Raw genomic sequence first — 22,939 nt, forward strand, 5'->3', positions numbered from 1 at the left:
GTTTTATTATTTTGTATTGCGATATTGCTCTTTTTTATACTTAAGCGTATATTTTTGGGTTAAAAACAGGAAATGTTGTGGACTATTTAGAAAAGTTACAAGTCTTTATTGAAGAAGAACAGCCTTCGAACTTTTTTAGTCTGTGGGAAGAGTATTGCTTCAATGATATTGTTCGAGAAGAAGAGGTTGTTCAAATCTTACAAAAGGTGAAAAACTCTTCTTTAGCTCCTTTATTTGGAAAAATAGCTGATTCAGTACTTCCTTTGTGGGAAAAAATTCCTGAGGGGGAAAAGAAGGATCGTGTCCTTCAATTAATAATAGATTTGCAAACTTCTAATAGTAAAGAGTTTTATGATATTGCTTTAAACTATGTAAACAAAAAATATTTAAATCATAACAATTTTAATGAAGCTTTGCGTGTTGTTGGATTGCGAGATGGGAGAGATTTTCAGTACAGCCTCAGTCGTTTTGAATTTTTGATGCATTTAAAAGAGGGTAATTTTGTTTTCCATCAGGGAGGATGGGGTGTTGGAGAGGTTATGGGGGTTTCTTTTCTTCAACAAAAAGTGTTAATAGAATTCGAAGGAGTTATGATGGCGAAAGATATTTCTTTCGAAACAGCATTTAAAACTCTACGTCCTCTTGATAGCAATCACTTTTTAGCTCGAAGATTTGGAGATCCAGATAACTTTGAAGCTTATGCTAAAGCAAACCCCACTGAAGTTATAGAGATATTATTAAGAGATTTGGGTCCTAAGACTGCAAAAGAAATTAAAGATGAGTTAGTTGAATTGGTTATCCCTGAATCAGAGTGGATTCGATGGTGGCAATCTGCAAAAACTAAAATCAAAAAAGATATTAGAATTATTTCTCCCAACTCTACAAAAGATCCTTTTATATTCTCTGTTGTAGGAGATTCACATATAACACAGTTAAAGCGTAAATATGAAATGGCGAGAGACAATTATGAGCGTATGTCTCTTATTTATCATTTTGTTCGAGATTTACACAGTGAATTAAAGAATTCTGATAATCGAGAAGAATTAATTTTAGCTTTGAAAGAACTTTCCCTTGGAGAGGATAAAGCTTTAGAAATCCAAAGAGATCTGCTTCTTTCAGATTATTTAGGAGATAAGAGCGCTGTTATAGATGGTCAGTATATTGCTTCCTTATCAGAAGATGATGTAAGTTGTCTTTTAGAGAAGATGCCTATAGTCGCTTTGCAAAAAGCTTTCTTGACTCTAATTAAAAAGTTTTCCCCCTTGTGGGAGATAATTTTCATGCGAATACTTCTGCACACAACTTCTCCAACATTAAGAGAATCTGTTTTTAAAGTTTTGCGGAGTGATTCAGAAAGTGCTCCTAGACTTAAACAAAAAATTGTAGAGTGTGTTCATCAACCCATGATGTTCCCAGAGGTTTTCTCTTGGTTTTTCTTAAAATTTGGAGCTCATGAAGATGGGCTTTTCGATGTTCAAGATAAAGAAAATCAAAGACTATTTTTAGAAGCTGCTTTAACTTTCATGTATCAAGTTGTCTCTACTCCTTATAAGGAGTTGGGAAAAAAGATTTACAATTTTTTAGTAGGTCAGCGTTATCTTGTTATTCGAGAAATGATAGAATTAGCTCCAAAGCCATTTCTTCAAGAGTTTCTCTTGTTATCAACAAAATGTCCTCAGTTTTCCTCTAGTGATTTAAGCGTTTTGCAAAGTCTTGCAGAAGTAGTTCAGCCTTCTTTAAAAAAGAATAAAAAACGAGAAGAAGAAGTTTTTTGGGTAACATCTCAAAGCTTTTCTAGGATGAAAAGTAAACTACAATCTCTTGTAGGAAAAGAGATGATAGATAACGCTAAAGAAATAGAAGATGCTCGAGCTTTGGGTGATTTGAGAGAAAATTCAGAATATAAATTTGCTTTAGAAAAACGAGCTCGTTTGCAAGAAGAGATTCGAATTCTTTCAGAAGAGCTTAATAAAGCTAGGATTCTTACAAAAGCTGATGTTTTTACCAATGTTGTTGGTGTGGGTTGTAGGGTCACTTTAAAAGATGCTGAGGGAGGCGAGATTGAGTATACTTTGCTAGGCTCTTGTGATGCTGATTGTGATAATAATATCCTATCATTGAAATCAAAACTTGCTCAAATCATGCTAGGAAAGAATCTTGGAGCAACAATTTCTCTTTTAGGAAAAGAATATGAAATTACAAGAATAACATCAGTTTTTGATGAATAATGGAGCATAGCGGGATCGAACCGCTGACCTCAACAATGCCATTGTTGCGCTCTACCAACTGAGCTAATACCCCCTACAGAAAGGATAAAAATTATCATGTAAGAGGGTTTAGAATCAATCTTTGTTATATGAAAACATTTGGTTATATATGAATTTTTTTGATCAGCTACCAACATTTTCTCCTGATTCTATACTTGGTTTAGAGAAAGTTTTTTTAGAAGATAATCGAGATGAAAAAATTAATTTTGTAATAGGTGTTTATGAACATCCTCAGAAACGTTACGGAGGGTTCTTAAGCGTTCGTAAAGCTCAATCTGTGATTTTAGAAGAAGAAACTAATAAACGATATCTTCCAATTTTAGGCTTACCTACATATTTAGAAGAAATGAGGGATTTAGTTTTTGGTTCCGTAGATCCTGATCAGATTGTTAGTTGTCAAGCTTTAGGTGGGACTGGAGCATTGCATTTAGGAGCAAAGATTTTTTCTATGGCACAGTTGTCTGGGAAAGTTTATGTGCCTCAGCAATCTTGGGGGAATCATATACGAATTTTCTCTCAGGAAAACTTAGATGTTGTTCGCTATCCTTACTATAGTGTAGAAAACAAAAATTTATTATTCGAAGAGCTTGAAAGCTTTTTAAAAGAGGCTCAAAAGCACTCTTTGGTATTGTTTCATTGTTGTTGTCATAATCCAACAGGATTAGATTTAACTGAAGCTATGTGGAAAAAACTTGCCGAGCTTATGAAAGAAAAGCAGTTAATTCCATTTTTTGATTCAGCATATCTGGGATTTGCTGAAGGTATAGAAAAAGATAGAAAACCAATACAAATATGTATTTCTGAAGGAATTCCTGTTTTTGTTGCTGCATGTGCTAGTAAGAATTTTGGCCTTTATGGAGAGCGTGTTGGTTATTTTGCTGTTCATAGCAAATCTTTGGAAAGTCTTGCTAAAATTTCTTCATGTTTACAAGAGAAAATTCGAGGAGAATACTCGTCTCCATCTCGTCATGGAGCTGAAATTGTTACTACAATTTTAAGTAATCCTTATTTAAAACAAGAATGGTTATCAGAACTGAATCTTATAAGAGAATCTTTATCGAAATTAAGAGATAAATTTATTCAAGCTATGCGCGTTCAATCGGGTCATGTTTTTGATTTTATTTCTGCTCAAAAAGGATTTTTTGGATACCCAGGTTTTTCTCAAAAACAAGTACTATTTTTACGAGAACAAAAAGCTGTATATACAACAGAAGGTGGACGGTTTAATTTGAATGGACTTACTGATAAAAATATAAATCACGCGGTTCAAAGTTTCGCTCAAACTTATGAATTATCTTAATCTTCGCAATAAAAGGATTAAATTTTTCATTTATCTAACCGTTGGTGTTGGAATCCTGTGTTGTTGGAGTATTCCTAAAGAAATTTATGAATCCTTTCAAAAATATTTTGTATCTGTTCATTCTCGAATTTTTTTTAAATCAGAAAACTCCTCTATTTTGGATAATTCCTATTTAGAAATCGAAAATCTTTTATTGAAAGAACAAATAGAAGATTTGAAAGAAAGGGTTTTGTTGATGGAAGCCTCACAACACCCTCCTCCTTTGTTTCCTACAATATTGTCTCCTTATTTTTGTAAACTTATAGAAGGACGTGTTATTTATCGTGATTCAACGCATTGGTCCAATTCTTGCTGGGTAAATGTTGGTAAAAATCAAGGAGTACAAAGAAATTCTGCAGTATTGTCTAAAAATGTTTTAGTCGGTCTTGTGGATTATGTTGGAGATAAGCAATCTCGTATTCGTTTAATCACAGATATTGGGATGAATCCTTCTGTTGTCGCTTTACGGGGGAATATTCAAATATGGTGGGTGAAACAAAAACTCAAAGAACTCATAAATTTAATAGAATGGTTACCTCACACTTATATTGTGGAAAAAGATAAATACGAAAAAATTTCACAACTTAAAGAATTGAGTTCTCTAATACAAAGTGAGGAAAGTAATCAAGAATTATTACGAGGAACCCTTTCTGGTATGAGAGGATCTTTGTGGAAGCAAGAAACGACCTTATTACGCGGAGAAGGGTTTTGCTTTAGTGATGGAAAAACTCTTCTTCCCGGAGATTTCTTAGTGACAACTGGGTTGGACGGTATTTTTCCTCCAGGTCTTCCTATTGCTAAAATTTCTAAGGTTTTTTTTCCTAGAGATGGAGCGTGTGCTTTCAATATTGAAGCAGAATCTTTGGCTTCAAATATATCCGCATTATCCCACCTTTTTATTCTACCCCCTATGGAATTCAACCCTAACGATAGACCGGATATTTTTGGATTGCTTTGGGATTGAAGGAAATTTGTTGGGATAGAGGTAAAAATCCGTTTCCAGAGGTATCAAGACCTCGAATGAATAAGAATCCCATTTCAACAGTTTGATGTATATCAAACTGTCTTAAAAATCTTTTTGCAGCATCTATATAGATAAGTCCTTGGTAGTCTAGTTTTTCTTTTTGGATATAAGTTTTTAGATTGTTTGGGGAATAGTCTGTAGTTTCTATTCCTAAAAAAGAAGTTTTCCAATCTATTATATAATAACATCCTTGATGCTCAAAAAATAAATCGATAACACCTTGCCAAAACTCTTCTTCTTGAGAAAATATGAATCCTGTTTCTTTGAAGATTTTATTTGGAGAAAGTTCTGATAGAGTAAAAGTCTGAGATGCAAATGTTAGGGGAAAAGAAAAAGTTGTTTTAAGTAGCTGTTCTATAACTGTTTCGTATCCTTCTAAATGTGTATGACGAATAATGCGGCTGATATTTGAAACAAGTCGTGATGGATTTTGATAGGTTAGAGATGTTTCTTCTAAGATTTTATGGATTAGCAAGCCTGTTTTTTCTCCTAGAGGTAGATGAGATGATGGAAGATTAATGCATGACATAGAGGATTCATGATGGTCCTGACTATCTAACATGAGTTTTAAGGAAGAAAAAGAAAAAACTTTTTTCGCAGAAGGAAGAGTTAAGGAAAAAGCTTGTGGCTTTTGTAAAGGAATTTCTAAGCGAGTAAATTGAGGAGTTGATTCTGATAAAGAGAAAGAAAATAACTCAGGACGCTCTTTTTCTAAATGTTTAATAAAATCTTCTACAGTAGAATGAGATCCCTCTAATTTTACATAATGTGACAGAGCCGAAGTCGATAGAGATGAAGGTGTTAAAATTGGAATATAAAGTTGTTGTTTAGCTCGAGTACATGCGACGTACATCTCTCTTAGCCATTCAGAAGAGCTTTTGCCTTTTTTTGCTTTATCAAGACCAGGACAAAAGACAATATCATATTCTAAGCCTTTAGATGAATGAATCGTAGTAATTTTCAATGTTTCCAAATCTTCAGAATATGATGATAGTGATAGCTCCTCTTCCCACAACCCTGTTTCTGAGAAAAATTGGAGATGTAATAACTTGTGTTGAGGATTTGATGAAGTAGTATCTAAATAACTGCAAAGCTTCTCCATCTCTTGAATTATTAGATCTCCCTTAGGAGTTTTAAGTAATATTTCTCCCTGAGTTGTAAGTATCTGATAGAAAGTTGCTAATAACCCATATCTGGAAAGATAAGAACGTAGGGATAGAAAATACTCAGAATAATGTTCTTTTTTTTCTAGGATCTCAGATAATGACAATCCAAAAAAACTGCTTAATAAAACCTTACTAATGTTTTCATAGTTTTCTGGATAAAGAATAGCTTCAAGAAAAGCCAAAGTAAGCAAATAAGTTTCTGTTAGGTGGAATATAGATTTATTTTTGGAAAACGAAACAGGAATAGAACTATGGGTAATGAGATCAAAAGCTTGAGTAGAATCTGATACTAATATAGCCATTTTTCCTAAAGGAATATCAAAAAGTGTTTGAAGTCGGGAAGCTTCTGAGGAGATCCACAAAGCTTGATTTTTTATATCTTCACATAGAACAAAATGAATCGGAGAATAAGGTGGATTTTTGAAACTTTGTTGACTTTGTGAAACAAGAGGATGGTATTGTATTGGCTCATAATCAGTGATCTTTAAGAAAGGAGAAATTTTACTAAACAGATAGTTTATTGCTGTCATTAATTCTGGTGTGGAGCGATGGTTGTTTACCAAGTAAAGTTGGGAGTCTTTTGAAAAAGAAGATTTTGCTTTCAGGTATGTAGATAAGTCTGCATTTCGCCATTCGTAAATAGATTGTTTCGGATCTCCAATTAAAAATACGGATCCAGAAAAACAGTCATTTGTAAATAGAGTTGAAAAGATCTGCCATTGCCTTTTATCTGTGTCTTGAAATTCATCTATGAGTACAAGCCGATAACGCTCTTGAATAGAAGAAATTATGGTTTTTGCCTTTGGAGAGCTAAGAAGTTCTTCTAAAGCAAAGATACTTTCATCAGGAGATATCCAAGGTGTATAATGTTGTTTTAAATATTTCTGAATATCCTTGAGTAACGTGTTGAAAAGAAGATCTAAATTACAAAATTGTTCAGTATGTTCTAACCAAGATGCATTCAACACAAGGTCAGCTATTGCGCAGGGTTGGTAACGCATTAGACGATTTTTAGAATGGAATGTTTGAGCAAGTTTTGAGAACATGAAAAGTTTATTAGAAGTTTCTGATGCATAAAGTAAATCAACAAAAGAAGAAAGATCTTGAGTGATGGGAAAAGATTGTTTTTTAAATCCTTCTGTATATTTGAGAAGTTGAGAATACAACGAATTTTTTGAAATATTCTGAATTTGCTTACGAACATTTGTATGCCAGAATTGAAGTACTTCTTGTGTATGTGCAAGAGGAGGAAGTAGAGAACTTACCTGTGAGCCGTAATTGGCTAAAAGTTTATCTATTAAGGAAATTGTGTGTTTAGATGTTGTATTGTAGCGAAGAGTTAATAAATGAAATTGCTCAGGACTCATAATCAGTTGCCAAAGATCTTGGCTTAGATAGTTTTGAATATGATGAAGTATGAGTTGTGTATGAGTGAGGGCAGGATTTTTATGATGATGAATATAAGCCCCAGGGAAATATTGTTGTAAAATAAAATTACAAAAACCATGAATAGTAAATACTGACATTCGGTTTATAGTAGCGACAGCATTACGTATCTTCATGTACAGCTGCTTTACATCTATATCTAAAGACAAATAAGGAGGTAAATTTGCTTTGCCTCTATTGAGATATAATTTTATTTCCTCAAGACAATTTCGAAGATTTTTTTGAATACGTTGTTTTAATTCTTTTGTCGCCGCATTTGTGAACGTAACAGCTAATATTTCTTCTATATGGAGTATGGAGCCTTCTATCAGAGCTCTTAAAATGATTTGTTCGATCGTAAAAGTTTTACCCGTTCCTGCAGAAGCCTCTAAAAAAAATTTTCCTTGGATTGAGGTTTGGGGATCAAAAATATTAAAAGATTGCACAAGATCCTTTGAAAAGAGATTGGATTTTTAAGCATTGTTGTTTATCAATTTCTAAGAGTTTTTCTGGAATTCTTCGATTATGAAAATTCCAGAAAATTGTCGAAGATGGATTATTCGCATCCTCTTTTATAGAGTTTAGAATAGCTTGTCGTAGTTTTTCTGGGTTGTCTAAATATTTCCAACAAATAGGTGAAAGTAGAGGAATTGGAGAAGAGCACATCATTTGATAAATTTCTATAACTCTTAACAAATATTCCTGAGGATTATCAAAAGGAAGAGGAAGCGTATTGTAAGAATCAAAAGAGGTTAATTTTCTGATATGAGCTTCCTTTGGTAATAGATTAGAATTTTGTAAAAGAGCTAATGCTATATATCTCTCTAGCAGACTCTTCAACTCAAAAGTTGTTTCTGGAAAATTTTTCGAAGAGTTTTTCTTTACTGTTTCACTAGGATCTATAGCACATAAATATAGCCCTTTAGAAAAGACTCCGGAAATCGTACCGTGAATAAATATATTTCCTCTCTCTAAAGAAAGTGGAACAGGTGAGAATAATAAACTATTTGAGGGGAGTTCTTGAAAAAAAGCAGAGGAAAGAATTACAGAATAAGGAATAAAAATTGGATCTTCTATTCTGTCAAACCATAGATGCATTTGTTGGCGATAGCATGAGAATAAACTTTCAGAAAATGGAGATATGCTACGAATCAAAGTGCTTTCTTTTAAACAACAGTCTTCCCAGAAACGAGTTATATGATACTTGGTAGGAGATAATTTAGGGTGAACTCCTAAAGCTTTTGGAGGACGTATGACTAAGTTATAATTTGTTTTTAAGAATAATTCTAGCGGGGATAAAATCCCATTTACTAACTGAGATAAAGATATATTTTGTGGAAGAGTAGGGATTTTTTGAGGAAGCTCCTCAAATAGTGAGGGTGAAATATGTTTATGTTCACAAAACGCTTTAGCAAGATTGTAATGATGTACTTGTGAAAAATGTCGTCGTGTTGATTGATGAAAGGTTTTTGGTATGTAAGATTTTGTTGTTAAAGTAGTTTCTGGGAGTTTTAAAGCATCTTTTATGTGATTAAGAAAAGGGCTTGGTAAAATAGAATGTTGAGGAGAAGATAAATAACTAATATGTAATTCTTCTCTTGTAGAAACTATGATTTGTAAAAAATGAAGATTTTCTTCGTCTTCTGTTGAAGAAAATGCAAGTTCTTCATGTGTCGTTGCTTTTAAGAGTTCTATGAGATCTGAAGATTGAGGAGTTTTATTTGCTCCTAAGATAAAAGTATAACCCTTAGGAATGATACTTAAATCTGTAAGACGTCCAATAAAAGGTCCAGGTTTGTCATAGAAAGGATTATTACTAAGAGATCGAGAAAAGTAATCCAAACAAAAATCAATAAAGAATAGAAAAGAACAAGCTGTCGAAGCATATTTTGGAAAAATAATATTTTTTAAAGAAGTAATTAAAGAAAGCTCTTCGGAAGATAAAGTGAAAATGGTTTCTAAGAAGACAAAAATATTTTCAAAATGTGTTTCGTAAGAATGAGTTTTTGTATTGGTATATAGATTTATGAAATCTTGAATTTGATAAATCAAAGGAAGAACTGTTTCCCAAATATCACTATAACTAATTTTTCCAGAATCTTCCTGAAAAGGATAGTCTGCTAGAATGTAATTTCCAAGAATATCGAAAGGTTTTTCTTCTTCTTTTGAAGATAGATGTGACCATATATTAGAAAGTTTTTTCACTAAGTGAGGAACTTTATTGGACTCTATAGGGTTTTGAATCGAAGGGTGTGTTAGTAGTTGTAATAAATAGTGAAGGCTTCCTTGAGTCTGTACAAGAGAGGATAATAAAAGTAATTTCTCTTTTAAAAGTTCCGTATTAGGGGAAAGAACTTCTGTAAAGTAGATTGGTATATGGGGTTGGAAAATGGCTTTTAAAAATACTTCATACGTTTCTATATGAGTAGATAAAATAAAAATATCTTCAGGAATTACTCCCCGATCTAAAAGAGAAGATACCTTCAGAAAGGTTTCTTGTACTTCTCTAACAGGAGAGGGTGTTTGGCTAATGGTAATTGTTTGTTGTACTTGTAACAGATCTTCTGAAGATATAGCTTCAAGATTTAAAAGAGCATTTTTAATTTTATCTAAAGAGGTTTCTTTTTTTGAAGGAAGAAATTTTTCTATAGAATCAACATCTCTGTCTAAAAAAAAGTTTTGTGAAGTAAGGGATTTGTAAGCAAGATTTGCTAAAAGTGTTTGACGATCTGCAAGAACGTAGTGTTCCCACGATGTTGTGTTAGAATGTTTAGGAAGAGTCCTCCAAAAAAAATCTATAGCCTTATCAGAAAGAAGATCTCCAAAATACTCCTTACAAGGAGAAAGACAGTAAAAATGTACTGGGAAATATTTTCCTAGATCTACAAAAAAAGATGCAATGTGTTTCGGAAGGTGAGAACACCCAAATATATGTAGAGATTGATTTAGAGAACATGTTTGAAGCCCTAAAAGAATTTGTGAGAAGATCTCTTTGTAAGAAGAAAAGGTTCCTTCTAGATGAGAAAAAAGCTTTTGATAACGAATAGCTTCTCCTGAGGGGATCTGTGAAAATGTAAAAAACTTTTTAAAGATAGAGGCGAGCTTTTTTGCAAAAATGTACGTAGGTGCCAATGATGTTGTCTCTTCCCATGAGGGTAGAAAATCTTCCATGTCATTGTTCATTATTGTTTTATGAATTAGGAGAGGGAGGGTGGTGTAATCTGGTAATTGAGGTTCAATCTGATAGATACTTAAAAATAAATGTTTGACAATAGCATCTGAAGCAGTGACAATGGTGGACCCCATAAAAATATGGTCTGACGAGGCTCTGATAAGTTCTTTACGAACCCAGTGTCCTGTTGTTGTATTGGCAACGAGAATCCACCTTTTTGTAAATGGTTGTTGGCTTGTTGAAAAAAGATCTTCAGCAAGTTTCGCTAAAAGATATTTTGGTGAGTTGCTGAAAATTGCTTGACAGTGGTTGGTCGTGTTCATGAGTGTTACGATTCGCAAGAAATCTTTTCGTTCTTTAGTGATAACTCACTTTCTTACTATTATAAACGATAATTTATACAAGTTTCTTCTAGTGTTCTTCCTTCTAGAAGGTAAGTCTATAGGAGAAAATGCAAAAATTTTATCTGCTGTAAGTTTCTTTTTTGCTCTTCCATTTCTTCTTCTTGCTCCTTTAGCAGGAAGTTTAGCTGATCGTTACCAGAAGCGAAACATTATTCTAGTAACAAGAATAGTAGAGATTTTTTGTACATCTTTAGGAGCTTATTTCTTTTTTGTTCAATCAGCTTTTGGTGGTTATGTTGTTTTAATTTTGATGGCTTGTCACACGGCTGTGTTTGGCCCAGCAAAACTAGGAATCCTTCCTGAAATGCTCCCTCTAGATCAGCTTTCTAAAGCCAATGGGATTATGAGTGCAGCAACGTATACAGGCAGTATTTTGGGGTCGTGTTTTGCTCCTATTTTAATAGACCTTACGCGTCATTTTGAGATCAATAGTTATGTATGGTCTGCTTTAATTTGTGTTGTATCTTCTATTATTAGCACAATTGTTTCATTTAAAATTCGTCCAAGTAATGTTAAAAATCGTCTTCAAAAAATCATTTGCGTTAGTTTTAAGGATCTTTGGAAAATTTTAAAAGACACACGTCAAGTACATTATTTAACTGTGTCTATTGTTTTAGTCGCTTTCTTTTTATTTGTTGGAGCATACACTCAAGTAGAGATTATTTCCTTTGTAGAATTCACCTTAAAATATCCAAAGCATTATGGAGGATATTTATTTCCTCTTGTTGCTTTAGGGATCGGTGTGGGCTCGTATATTACTGGTTGGATTTCAGGGAAAGATATAAAATTAGGCTATGCTCCTTTAGCAGCTGTTTGCATATCTCTTATTTTTATGGGTATGTGTGTATCTTCTATTTCTTTAATTCTAGTAATAATTTTATTGTTGCTTCTAGGATTTTCTGGCGGTGTTTATCAAGTTCCTTTACACGCGTACGTGCAGTATGCGAGTCCCGAACATAAACGTGGGCAAATTCTCGCCGCTAGTAATTTTTTAGATTTTTTTGGTGTTCTTGTCGCCGCAGTTTTTGTTCGATTCCTAGGATGTGGCTTGGGCTTGTCTCCAGAAAAAAGTTTTCTTTTTATGGGATGGTTCATCCTTGCTGTCGGAATTTGGAATCTCTGGCTTTGGAAGGAGCACGTTTATCGATTATTACTGGCAACCGTTTTGAAAAAACAGTTAAAAAGTTTTTTGAAGCTGGAAAAAACTTCTGAGGCAAAATGCTATTTTGCAAAAGTCCAAAGTTATCGCGAAGTTCGTCGTATTTTAGCGATGTTTCCTAAAACCATGCGTTGTATGGTTATTATTTTAGATCAAAAGCTTCAACCAGGGTGGACTACTCGATTAATATCATATTGTGTGCCTACAACTATTTCTCAAACAGAAGATGAAAATAAACCGATTATCCAACAAGCTTGGGCTGTTTTACAGGCAGAACGTTTACAAATTGCTTTGAATAAACTACCCAGCATTTGTGTGATTTGTTTAGGGCAGCCTCAAAATGTTCAACAATTTGAGACTATATTATCTGCTCAGGGTATAAAACTTAATCACGTGGAACTATCTCTTCATCAGGTTGGAAATAAACAAAAATATACGTTATCAGAAAGACAATAAGGATTTTTGCTTTATTACTATCTCTCAGACGTTCGCATGCTCATTATTTTCTATTTCACATAAATGAGCTCTTCGAAATGGCTTATTTCCCCGAGAACTATCGAATTTGCGAATACGAGGTGCACATGAACATTCTGAAGAACAACAGCCTTTGTATTTTATAATACAATCCTGACAGCAAAGAAATAGGTTATTACAATCTGTATTGGCACAATTATAATAAATGTCACAAGGTTGATCACAAAGAGAACAATTTGATATTGGTGTTACATGTGTATTATTCTCTTCTATTGGGATAGCTAAACGATCATCAAAAACAAAAAGTTTTCCTAACCATTTTCCCGTACCAATTTTTTGACCATAGGCAATTACACCGCCATCTAATTGATAAACAGTTTTGAAGCCTTTTTCTAATAAAATAGCAGAATATAGCTCACAACGAATTCCTCCAGTACAATACATCATAATAGGAGTTGTTTCTGGATCACATGTTTCTATGAGTTGATCGGCATATGCTGGAAATTCTCGAAAAGTTTGAATGTCTGGTAAAATAGCATTTTCAAAATGGCCAATTTTCCATTCATAGTTATTACGTACATCTAAAATAAGACAACGATTTTCTTCTAGTTTTTCATGCCATTCTTTTGGAGAAATATGGTCTCCTTGTAAAGAGAAGTCCACATCATAATCAACAGCTACTAATTCTTTACGATATTTTACTGTAATTCTAGGAAAAATATTATCTTGTATGTTGTGAATTTTAAATTTAACTTTAGAAAAATCTGGTCGTTCTTGAAGCCAGAGCATATAACTCTCAGCATCGGGTTGATACCCACTAAATTGACCGTTAATACCTTGCTCAGAGATATAAATACGGCACGAGACATCTTTATTTTCTAAAAATTTTTTATGTAAAGCTATCTCGTCGTGAGGTTTTTCTACGGGGGTAATACAATAGTAAGCTAATGCGTAGTAATTTTTTTTCATGAGAAACACCTTAACATATTCTTGGAAATAATTCCATTGTAGAAAATTGGTAGTAGAACTAAAATGCTCTTTGGTATTTTGTCAAGAAGATGTGTTGGCATTTTATTTTTTATTTTGTGCTTCGTGTCTTAAAGCAACTAGTTATACCAAAAGTGTGTCGTCAGCTGATCCAGACTTTTATGACGTCACAGAGATTCCAAGGACTTAAATATAAGGACAAAAGTACATGGCTCGATATTGCGGCCCTAAGAACAGAATAGCAAGGCGTTTTGGAGCAAACATCTTTGGTAGAAGACGCAACCCTCTGCTAAAAAAGCCTCATCCTCCAGGTCAGCATGGTGCACAAAGAAAGAAGAAGTCTGATTATGGCTTACAGTTGGAAGAAAAACAAAAGTTAAAAGCTTGTTTTGGAATGATTCTAGAAAAGCAGTTAGTCAAAGCTTTTAAAGAAGTAGTACACAAAGGTAATGTTACAAAATTATTTTTGGAACGCTTTGAGTGTCGTTTAGACAATATGGTATACCGTATGGGATTTGCTAAAACTATTTTTGCTGCTCAGCAGTTGGTTGCTCATGGCCACGTCCTAGTTAACGGAAAGCGTGTAGATCGTAGGTCTTTCTTTGTTCGTCCTGGAATGCAGGTTTCCTTAAAGGAAAAATCTAAGAAGCTTCAATCTGTTAAAAACTCTTTGGAGGATAAAGACGAAAACTCTTTACCTTCTTATATCTCGTTAGATAAAGCTAATTGTAAGGGAGAACTCTTACTTTCTCCAGAGCAAGATCAAATAGAAGCACAGCTTCCTTTGCCAATTAATGTATCTGTTGTGTGTGAATTTCTATCTCACAGGACATAAAGTTTGAATTGAAGAAACAGCGTTAGTTTTCAGTAACTAACGCTATTTAAGTGAAATGTAACAACATTTGAATTTCTTTAATCCAACTCTCTGGACCTCCTGGGGTTTCCAAATATTTAGGAATATTTCGAGTTCTTTTGTCTGTCATTAGAAATTTGAAACATTCTATACCTATACACCCTTCTCCAATGGGAGCATGTCGATCCTTGTTTTTCCCAAGAGGAAACATAGAGTCATTTAAATGAAAAGCTTTTAAATAAGATAAGCCTATGTGTTGATCAAATTGTTCTAAAACTAACTCCCACTTATCTGGAGATGTTATATCGTAACCTGCAGCAAATAAATGACAGGTATCTAAACATATCCCTATTGGAATGTGGTTTTTAAGGCCTTGTACAAGGTAGCCAAGTTCTTCAAAAGAGCTACCTATTAAAGTTCCTTGACCCGCAGTTGTTTCTAATAAAACTACAAGCAAAGGCTGAGATTCAAATAAAGGTTTTGCTAATAAGAAACTTGAAATGATTCTATCCATACAGGTTTCTTTAGAATCAGAAACTGCTGCTCCAGGATGGAAATTGACAAAAGATATTCCTAAATCAATACAGTCCTTTATTTCCTGGTAAAGACATATACGACTTTTTTCTAAAATAGTTGAATCTGGGGCTCCAGGATTAATAAGATAACCTGCATGACTCATAATATAAGAAAGCCTCGTTTCTTTTAAGGCTTCTTGAAATAAAGAAATAGCATCCTTAGAAAGTGTACGGCGTTGCCATTGTCTTTGATTCGCTGTAAACATTTGAATGGTAGAGGCTCCAATATTTTGACCTTCGTAGATCGCGTTGTGGAGGCCTCCCGCTATTGATGTATGTGCTCCTAATAGAGGAATTTTAGGGATCGAAAGAATTTGCATCTAATGTTTCAAAAAGCTCTATGTGGTATGAATAATCATAAGTATTGGAGGAGAAAGGTATTTTAATGAATAAAAAAGACAGCGAAAGTTCCATGGCTCGTTCGATATTTAATATTTTATCAGGGACTTCTTGTAGTCGTATTACAGGAATGTTACGTGAAATTACTATGGCGACTTATTTTGGGGCAGATCCTATTGTCGCTGCTTTCTGGTTGGGTTTTAGAACGATTTTCTTTTTAAGGAAAATTCTTGGAGGCTCTGTTTTAGGACAGGCATTCATACCTCATTTTGAATTTTTACGAGCTCAAGATACAAATCGAGCAGCGTTTTTTTTTCGTAACTTCTTTCGGTTTGTAACTAGCGGAGCTGTATTGTTTACCGTAATTATAGAAATCGTATTGTGGATTTGGTTAAATCGAGCTGATGCTGGAACCGTAGATTCTTTATTGTTAACTATGATTTTACTTCCCTGTGGAATTTTTTTAACAATGTATACGCTTAACGGAGCCTTACTTCATTGTGAAAATAAATTCTTTAGTGTAGGACTCGCTCCCGCTATTGTTAATATTATTTGGATAGCTTTTGTTATCATGGTGCGTAATGTTGATCCTCGACAGCGTATTCTTGGATTGGCATGGGTTCTTGTCGGGGGATTTATTCTAGAGTGGTTGGTAACTGTTCCTGGAGTGAGAAATTTTCTATCACAGGCAACAGCAATACCTGAAGAAAAAGATAGCATACGGGCCTTACTAGCCCCTCTTTCTTTGGGAATCCTCTCTTCAGGAGTATTTCAAATTAATTTAATATCTGACATTTGCTTGGCACGCTATGTAGACGTTATTGGTCCTTTGTATCTCATGTATTCTATAAGAATTCATCAGCTTCCGGTAAATCTCTTTGGTCTTGGTGTTTTCGCTGTCCTTCTCCCTACAATTTCTCGTTGTGTGCAAAGAAAAGATCATGAAAGAGGTCAACAGCTTCTAAGATTTACTTTAAATCTCTCGATTTCTGTCATGGTAATAATGACTGTAGGTTTTATTCTTTTCGCATTACCAGGGACTCGAGTTTTGTATGAACATGGACAGTTTCCTTCTCATGCAGTACATGCTGTAGTACGGGTTCTCTGGGGATATAGTGGAAGTATTATTCCTATGGCTTTGTCTCCTCTGATTTCCGCATTATTTTATGCTCAGAAACGTTACGCCATACCTTTATTTATTGGTATTGGTACTGCTGTGATGAACATTATTTTAAGTTTAATTCTTGGGTGCTGGTTATTACATGATGTTTCAGGAATTTCGTACGCTACATCTATAGCAGCTTGGGGACAGCTTTATTTTCTTTGGTTTTATTTAGGGAAAAAATTACCTGATTATGCTGGATTGCTTGTGGAAACATTTAAGCTTTCTTGGAAGGTCGTAGGAACAACTTTACTTGCTTGTTTCTCTACAGTTGGTTTAAATATTATTACAAAAACTACATACATTATCTTTTTAAACCCTCTGACACCTCTTGCTTTTCCTTTGAATTCAATCTTTTCTCAGACAATAGCTTTTTTAGTAGAAGCTTTCATTTTCTTGGCTTTTTTGTTTGGTTTTGCGAAACTCCTTCGCGTAGAAGATCTTGTTAACTTGACTTCCTTTCAATATTGGAAAGGGCAGCGAAGTCTTTTGCAGGGCAATAGTCTAACGTCAGATAACTAAAGTTAATAGAAAGCATTTCTGTTGTACTCTTAGTTTCGGATTCTTTAACAAGCTTCTCATTTTACATTTAAGAAACAATGCTAAGGGCATTATGAAACAGATATACCAATGGTTAGTGTGTACGGTTTTTCTAGTTCAAGCTATTTATAGCTACGCTGAACACTCTACTTTAAATGATCAAGGAAAAAACAATTCATTTACAACATTGAATGATGTGAAAGAGTATTTAGACAAGCGAGGTTTCATCGAAACTCGTAAGCGAGATGGAGTCTTAAAGTTTGCTGGAGATGTTCGAGCGAAGTGGGTTTTTTCTAGAGAAGATTTAAGTAATGCCTCTGTTGATAAGTATACTCCTTTGCCACAAAACCGTTATCGAAGTGAGTTCCACCTTTATATAGATTATGCTGCAGATAGAAGTTGGTTAACATCTATCATGAGCTGGGCTGCTATTGCAGGAGGAGAATCTACTGCTGCTGGAGTAGACATCGACAGAGCTTTCCTCGGTTACAGTCTTTATAAAAATCCTGCTACAAAGACAGATTTTTTTGTGGAGATTGGTCGATCTTCTTTAGGAAGTCTCTTTGAATCAGAAGTACAATTTAGTAGTAACTTTGATGGGGTTCATTTTTATTATAGTCGACGCTTTAGTAAAAAATTGCCTTACCAAATGATCTTTCACGGTGGGCCTTTCGTTGTCAATATGACAAAAAAACACTATGCTTGGGCTGCTGAGGGAATTCTTAGCAATCTTCCAAAACAATTTGTTATTAAGTGTAGTGTGGTAGATTGGAATTCCTTTACCCCTAGTGAAATGTCAGCTCCAGATAATCTTCTCAGTAAAACTAAATACAAATATTACGTTTTACAAAGTTTAATCGGGAAACATAGTAAGCTTCCTTGGTTAAATGGAACAAAAAAACCTCTCTATCTTTATGGAGCAGTTTTAACTAATACTTTAGCAAAACCTTCCGCAACTACTCTTAATGAGAAACAGAATTTCGGATGGTTTGTTGGGGGAACCTTAGGAGGATTAAAAAAGGCAGGAGATTGGTCTGCAACGATTCGTTACGAATATGTTGAAGCTTTAGCAATTCCTGAGATCGATATTTCCGGTATTGGTAGAGGTAATGCTTTGAAATTTTGGTTTGCTCAAGCTCTTGCTGGAAATTATGATCCTAAAGAGGCTAATGGGTTTGCTAATTACAAAGGAGTTTCTTGCCTTTTCATGTATAGCTTAACAGATTCGCTATCTTTTAGAGGCTATGGAGCTTTTTCTCGCCCTGCGGATAATCGTTTAGGTAGTGACTTTTCTTATAGAAAGTTTGATCTTGGTTTGATTTCAGCTTTCTAAAGCAGTTTTTATAAAAATCTTTAAAAAAGAAGCTCACATTGTTAAACAGTGTGAGCTTTTTTATTTTATTTTATAATTAAAATAAAAGTTTTGATTTTTTTTATGGTTAATCCTCTTGGCTCTGGTGATCCAGAAATATCCTCTATAACAAACCCTTCTTCTCAAGAGACTGGTGCTACGGGTTCTACGAGTACTGAAGGGGTTTCTAAAACAGAAAAACCTCAGGAAGCTCCATCTTCTTCTGAAGTAGGATTATGGAGATTGTTAGGAGCTGCTCGTCGAACTCTATCAGAATTTGTGAACAAAATTACAAGTTCATCTCCTACATCAGAGACACAGCCGGAAATCATAACTTTTGAAGACTACAAAACTCAAGCTGAGACAGCGTATAATACATTTTTAAGTTCTACAGATTATACTACTGTTCAAACTTCTGTTGAAAGTTTACAGAAAGCTATTGCTGAAATGAACAACGTGGCCTCTTCCGAAGAAGAAAAAGCTTTAGCAGCAGAATGGGCTGAAAAAAATACAAAGGTAAATCAAGTCAATACTCAGCTTAAGGAACTCTCTAAATTAGAAACAGAAACAACAACTTTTGTTAATACCATTGCTAAACTTGATACGATAGATCTTGTTCAAGCATCACGACTTAAATCTGAAGAAAACGTAGTAACAGCAGAAAATTTGTTACAACAATTACAGACAGAACCTCCTTTGGGTTCTGTCCCCGGCGTTGCTCAAATTCTGAGAGATAATGTAAAAACTGAAGCAGAAAAAGCTAAAACTATAGCAGATGATATTATACAGGCTCATACGATCGGGGAATATGCTTACGGTAGTGTACAAATTGCTAAGGAAAATAATTCTCAACAGAACATCGATGCAACAACAGATGCAATAGCTGCTGCAGAGCAGGCATTAGCTGACGCTTTGAACAAATATCCGGATTCCCCAGTTCTACAAAATGAGCTGACTCGTGTACAGACTGCAAAAACTGAGGTTCAAAACATTGAGCCAGCAGGATCTTCTTCTGTTGGAGGTGGTGGTTCTTCTACTGGATCTGCTCAACACCATTCCTTTACCGTGGGTAATGTCCGTGTTGCTCTGTTATTGGATGATGCCGAAAGCGAAAGTGTATCGATTTTATTAGATAGCTTTAGATCTATGATAGATTTATTTCGTTCTGGTAGCTCTGGCGTAGGAGAGCTTGAAGATCCTGTACAAGGACAGGGAGCCGATGATCAAACTACAAATGCAAATCAAGCTCTGTTGACAGAAACACAAAAAGTTTTGGGTACTGCACAAAATAGAGAAGGTCTCATTAATGCCCTAGGTCAAATAGCTTCTCAAGCTATGGTTTCTGCAGGAACTCCTGAGCCTGTAGCGAAGTCTATTTCTAAGTCTGTAAAGCAGCTTTACAAATCTTCTAAAACTAAAGATACTAAAGCTCTTTCCTCTGGTTATGATGCTTTCAAAACGCTAACAGAATCTTTTAACAGAGTTAATTCGAGATCTAAAGAAACATTGAACTCGGCTACACGGTCAGCTTTATCGCAACCTATCCCAAGATCTGATGTTCGACAAAGAGAAACGGATAGCTCTAGTCAGCGCGTAGCTAAAATGATAGCGGATGGTAGTACATCTCTTAGAGATGTATATGTACGTTTAGGTTCGGTAGAAAGCATAGCTGAATTCCTACAAAGTAATCCAAATGCTCTTGATCAAGAGGTTAAAGAAAAACTTGTTACGGAAATTTCTAAGTTATCGAAATTGGGATATCCACATATTCAACTTCCAAGCGAATCTACTCAACAGTTTCTTTCCCGCCTTTCCCAAGAATTTACAGAAAGAACAAAATTGGCTGCAGAGCTTAAACTTCTTTCGTTTGATACACGATCACAGTTTATTCAACAGGTTTTAGTAAACCTAGGATCTCTTTTTTCTGCATATCTTCAGTAAAGATTTTCTCAAATTTTTAATAAAAACTTTCTATTTCAGAGAGTTTTTATTTTTTTCAAAAACACACAAAATTGTCTTAAAATTATCTATATGATGAAAATTATAGAGAATAGTTTTTAGTTGGGATAAATTTCTCTAACAAGTTTTGCAAGAATTTGATTTAGTATTTGCATAGAGGTAGAAACTAAGGTCCATTCTTGTTGAATGTTAGTCATCTGGTTTTGCAAATTTAATTGTTGCGTTTGACTTTGTGTTGTGTAGCCTTGTTGGTCTGATTGTACCTGAGAAAACAAGGGGCCTAAGCCTCCTGTCGGAGTGATGTTCGGAAATCCATTGGAAAGAAATCCTTCCAGAGCTGCAAGAGTAGGAATCCAGTCTTTAAATCCAACTATTTTAAACTTTTTATTATCGTAAGTACCTTTATTCAGTTCTGGAGTTATGGTTAACTGCAGAAAAAGAGAATCTAACATAGTAAGCTGGTTTTGCGTAATAGCTAAGGAATACTCATATACAGTAGTTGCATTGAGCATAACTTGCCGTTGAGCTGTATCTACTCCTTCTAAATTTTTTATTTTCGTGATAAGGTTTTGAACTAAAGTTGAGGCACGTTTACAACGTTCTGTATCTCGAGCAATGTATTCTCGTTCTCTTGACATAGCTAATAATGTTTCAAAATAATCTCCAGAAAAGAGATTTTCTCCTTCTTTGCTTTCTATTAGATAAGAAGAAAAGTTGTAATACACTGAGGTAATAGCGAAGCTGTTAGTAATATTTAAAAGGTTATTAAGAGCATTTGCAGCAAGATTATTAAAGTTTATCTCTTTTATTAAGGGCTCTAAAAAATTTGCTTGTTTTGGAAGTTGAGAATTTAAAATCATGTAAACAAGAGAAGAACCTAAGCTTTTGGCATCTAACCATTTTTGAACAGCTGCTTTTCTTTGATTTGTAAACGAAGCGTTTTCCGGATCTAAATTTGCGTATTGTGTTTCTAAATTTGCGATTTGCTGTTGTAATTGTTGAATATGAGCTGTTGCTGCTGCGTTATATTGTGCTAATATGTTTTGAGATGTTATTAATAATCCGGATTCCACAGTTTGAGTTAAATTATTTCTTATAAAGCGTGATAAGTCGGGATAGCGAATAGTGGCTTTTACAAAAAAATAATTTTGGAAAGTAGAAATATGCTCATTTGCTATATTTTGTATTCCTCTTCCAACTTGAGAAAAGAAAGGTTTTGATTCTAGTTTTCGACCCTCTTCATGTAGCTTTGACCTCATTGCTCCGTATGTTGTGACGGTATTGTGTAAGCAAAAATCAGCAAGAATCTGATAGGCTCCCATTTTAGCTATCCAACCGGCAACGTTGTCTCCACCACTAACAACACCCGTATTTAAGTATTGTTGAGTATAGGTATTCAAGATAGTCTGTTCTTCTGTAGTTAAGTTATCATAAATAGATGAAAGACCTTGTAAAGCCGCATATAACTCCATAGAAGATGTTAAAAGACCTGAACCAAAAGGTCCATCAGCAGCTAATTTGAGTTTTGTAGCAACGTTTAACCAAGAAGACATCATTGCGTGAGCCTCTTGAAATAAAGCTAGTTTTTCTTCTAACGTTTTTCTACTAGTCTCAACTGCTCTACGAGCTTTATTAAGATTAAGAACGAGTTGCTGATAGGCTCCCGTGATTTTATCTCGATATATTGCAGAATCTGTTGAATTAAGATAGCGATCTAAAGCTGACTTATTGGGGAGTTCTGATGCACTATGAATTTTGGATAAGTCTATTGTTGAGAGAGTTGTTTGAGAAAGAAGTGGAGCAAGAACTCGAATCATTTGTAGTACTTCAGTATCTCCTCCTAGAGCTGGTTCTTTAACCATCGCTTCTTGTAAGCTTTCTACAATAGTTTGTAACATAGTCATACCATTCACGGTATGAACATTCTGTGGTGTTATTTCTGGAAGAGGAACTTTAATGTTGATAAGCGCTTGGTTCATATCTTTTACCAAGCTTCCTATTTGAGTCCGATAAATTAATAGCTGAGCGTTTATATTTTCAGTAATGAAAGTTTCTATGAATGTTTTTTCATAATCTGCTAAAGCTTTTACAATCTCCTCTTCCGACATCCCTGAAGCTTCTAGTTTGGCTTGTAACTCATTTTTTCCTTGTTGTATTACTGTGGTCTTTTCTTTTTTTACATGATTAAAAAGATCTGTAACAGAGGGAGTTGTAACACTGGAGAAAACGACCCTTTGTTCTGTTTCAGTTAGGGTTGTTTTTGTGGAATAGCTTGTTAATAAGATCTTTGCAGCAGAGATCGATCCCAAAGTGCTTAAATCTATTTCTGTAACTGTATCTATTAATTCATTAAAACCTTTTAAAGTAACTGGAATTAAAGCTAGAGCGGTCTTTTCTTCTATGGCTTTAACTGTCGTACCTGTAATTGTTGTCGGTATCGAACTTTTTAAAATTTCTTTAAGAGATGTATTTCGAGTCGTTGGAAATACAGTATTATTAGAATTAATAAAAAGATCGGCAGAAGCTTGAGTTGATTGTAAAGCTGAAACCAAGTGTCTTAAGGCATACATTCCAGAATTTAGTTCTTCTATGTCTATAGCAGGTTGAGCATTGGGATTAAATCTTGAAAATCTATGGTTTAAGTTAATCACATGCGCACTGTCTCCGGAGATCGTTCTTGGTCTTAGTTGAATAGAAGAAAAAGAAGGCATAGAAAAATTATTATTGTTTTTTCTTTTATTTT

The 22,939-nt window shown here is 34.4% G+C and carries 13 protein-coding genes and 1 tRNA gene; 8 read left to right on the forward strand and 6 right to left on the reverse strand.

Annotation, left to right across the window (positions count from 1 at the left end):
* Positions 1-77: 77 nt before the first annotated feature.
* A complete protein-coding gene (locus JMS40_RS01370; protein WP_201456496.1) occupies positions 78-2,228 on the forward strand; it encodes a GreA/GreB family elongation factor in 2,151 nt (716 codons plus the stop codon).
* Here the strand turns inward: JMS40_RS01370 and JMS40_RS01375 are convergent.
* Positions 2,229-2,301: transfer RNA gene (locus tag JMS40_RS01375), tRNA-Ala, on the reverse strand. It abuts the gene before it with no gap.
* Positions 2,302-2,376: 75 nt separating this feature from the next.
* Between JMS40_RS01375 and JMS40_RS01380 the strand changes: the two genes are divergently transcribed.
* Both JMS40_RS01380 and JMS40_RS01385 read left to right on the forward strand, forming a co-directional pair.
* Complete coding sequence (locus JMS40_RS01380; RefSeq protein WP_201456497.1) at positions 2,377-3,567, forward strand: aromatic amino acid transaminase; 1,191 nt, start codon at positions 2,377-2,379, stop codon at positions 3,565-3,567.
* Complete coding sequence (locus JMS40_RS01385; protein WP_201456498.1) at positions 3,554-4,570, forward strand: rod shape-determining protein MreC; 1,017 nt, start codon at positions 3,554-3,556, stop codon at positions 4,568-4,570. Before JMS40_RS01380 ends, JMS40_RS01385 begins: the two co-directional genes overlap by 14 nt.
* On the opposite strand, the gene recB is transcribed toward JMS40_RS01385, so the two are convergent.
* Together recB and JMS40_RS01395 are read right to left on the reverse strand one after the other, a co-directional pair.
* Entirely contained in the window at positions 4,530-7,667 is a 3,138-nt protein-coding gene (gene recB, locus JMS40_RS01390) for an exodeoxyribonuclease V subunit beta (protein ID WP_201456499.1), read from the reverse strand. The two genes, JMS40_RS01385 and recB, sit on opposite strands and share 41 nt — an antisense overlap.
* Positions 7,654-10,716: an exodeoxyribonuclease V subunit gamma gene (locus JMS40_RS01395; protein WP_201456500.1), complete on the reverse strand. Its 3,063-nt coding sequence runs from the start codon at positions 10,714-10,716 to the stop codon at positions 7,654-7,656. The genes recB and JMS40_RS01395 overlap by 14 nt, the downstream gene beginning before the upstream one ends.
* Between JMS40_RS01395 and JMS40_RS01400 the strand changes: the two genes are divergently transcribed.
* A complete protein-coding gene (locus tag JMS40_RS01400; protein ID WP_201456501.1) occupies positions 10,715-12,412 on the forward strand; it encodes an MFS transporter in 1,698 nt (565 codons plus the stop codon). The two genes, JMS40_RS01395 and JMS40_RS01400, sit on opposite strands and share 2 nt — an antisense overlap.
* 24 nt (positions 12,413-12,436) lie before the next feature.
* Here the strand turns inward: JMS40_RS01400 and JMS40_RS01405 are convergent, their stop codons facing one another.
* Positions 12,437-13,399: a rhodanese-related sulfurtransferase gene (locus JMS40_RS01405; protein WP_201456502.1), complete on the reverse strand. Its 963-nt coding sequence runs from the start codon at positions 13,397-13,399 to the stop codon at positions 12,437-12,439.
* A gap of 226 nt (positions 13,400-13,625) precedes the next feature.
* Between JMS40_RS01405 and rpsD the strand changes: the two genes are divergently transcribed.
* Entirely contained in the window at positions 13,626-14,252 is a 627-nt protein-coding gene (gene rpsD / locus JMS40_RS01410; RefSeq protein WP_201456503.1) for a 30S ribosomal protein S4, read from the forward strand.
* Between the two features lie 46 nt (positions 14,253-14,298).
* Here the strand turns inward: rpsD and JMS40_RS01415 are convergent, their stop codons facing one another.
* Positions 14,299-15,165, reverse strand: coding sequence for a deoxyribonuclease IV (locus tag JMS40_RS01415; RefSeq protein WP_201456504.1), 867 nt, complete (start codon positions 15,163-15,165; stop codon positions 14,299-14,301).
* A gap of 65 nt (positions 15,166-15,230) precedes the next feature.
* Between JMS40_RS01415 and JMS40_RS01420 the strand changes: the two genes are divergently transcribed.
* The 3 genes from JMS40_RS01420 (at position 15,231) to JMS40_RS01430 (ending at position 20,178) form a co-directional block, all read left to right on the forward strand.
* Complete coding sequence (locus JMS40_RS01420) at positions 15,231-16,868, forward strand: lipid II flippase MurJ (protein WP_201456505.1); 1,638 nt, start codon at positions 15,231-15,233, stop codon at positions 16,866-16,868.
* 88 nt (positions 16,869-16,956) lie between these two features.
* Positions 16,957-18,219: a hypothetical protein gene (locus JMS40_RS01425; protein ID WP_370545321.1), complete on the forward strand. Its 1,263-nt coding sequence runs from the start codon at positions 16,957-16,959 to the stop codon at positions 18,217-18,219.
* A 102-nt stretch (positions 18,220-18,321) separates the two neighbouring features.
* Positions 18,322-20,178, forward strand: a complete 1,857-nt coding sequence (locus JMS40_RS01430) for a hypothetical protein (protein WP_201456507.1) — start codon at positions 18,322-18,324, stop codon at positions 20,176-20,178.
* 116 nt (positions 20,179-20,294) lie between these two features.
* On the opposite strand, the gene JMS40_RS01435 is transcribed toward JMS40_RS01430, so the two are convergent.
* Positions 20,295-22,939 (reverse strand): CT620/CT621 family type III secretion system effector (locus tag JMS40_RS01435; protein WP_236558926.1); only part of this gene is annotated, 2,645 nt, incomplete at its 5' end.

This window comes from Chlamydia sp. 17-3921, assembly GCF_902705545.1.
In the GTDB taxonomy this organism is placed as follows: domain Bacteria; phylum Chlamydiota; class Chlamydiia; order Chlamydiales; family Chlamydiaceae; genus Chlamydia.

Excerpts from the sequence above, each read along its gene's own strand:
- JMS40_RS01395 (WP_201456500.1), bottom strand. The coding sequence starts at position 10,716 with ATGAACACGACCAACCACTGTCAAGCAATTTTCAGCAACTCACCAAAA.
- JMS40_RS01420 (WP_201456505.1), top strand. The coding sequence starts at position 15,231 with ATGAATAAAAAAGACAGCGAAAGTTCCATGGCTCGTTCGATATTTAAT.
- JMS40_RS01380 (WP_201456497.1), top strand. The coding sequence starts at position 2,377 with ATGAATTTTTTTGATCAGCTACCAACATTTTCTCCTGATTCTATACTT.
- JMS40_RS01415 (WP_201456504.1), bottom strand. The coding sequence starts at position 15,165 with ATGCAAATTCTTTCGATCCCTAAAATTCCTCTATTAGGAGCACATACA.
- JMS40_RS01400 (WP_201456501.1), top strand. The coding sequence starts at position 10,715 with ATGAGTGTTACGATTCGCAAGAAATCTTTTCGTTCTTTAGTGATAACT.
- JMS40_RS01385 (WP_201456498.1), top strand. The coding sequence starts at position 3,554 with ATGAATTATCTTAATCTTCGCAATAAAAGGATTAAATTTTTCATTTAT.
- JMS40_RS01405 (WP_201456502.1), bottom strand. The coding sequence starts at position 13,399 with ATGAAAAAAAATTACTACGCATTAGCTTACTATTGTATTACCCCCGTA.
- rpsD (WP_201456503.1), top strand. The coding sequence starts at position 13,626 with ATGGCTCGATATTGCGGCCCTAAGAACAGAATAGCAAGGCGTTTTGGA.
- JMS40_RS01430 (WP_201456507.1), top strand. The coding sequence starts at position 18,322 with ATGGTTAATCCTCTTGGCTCTGGTGATCCAGAAATATCCTCTATAACA.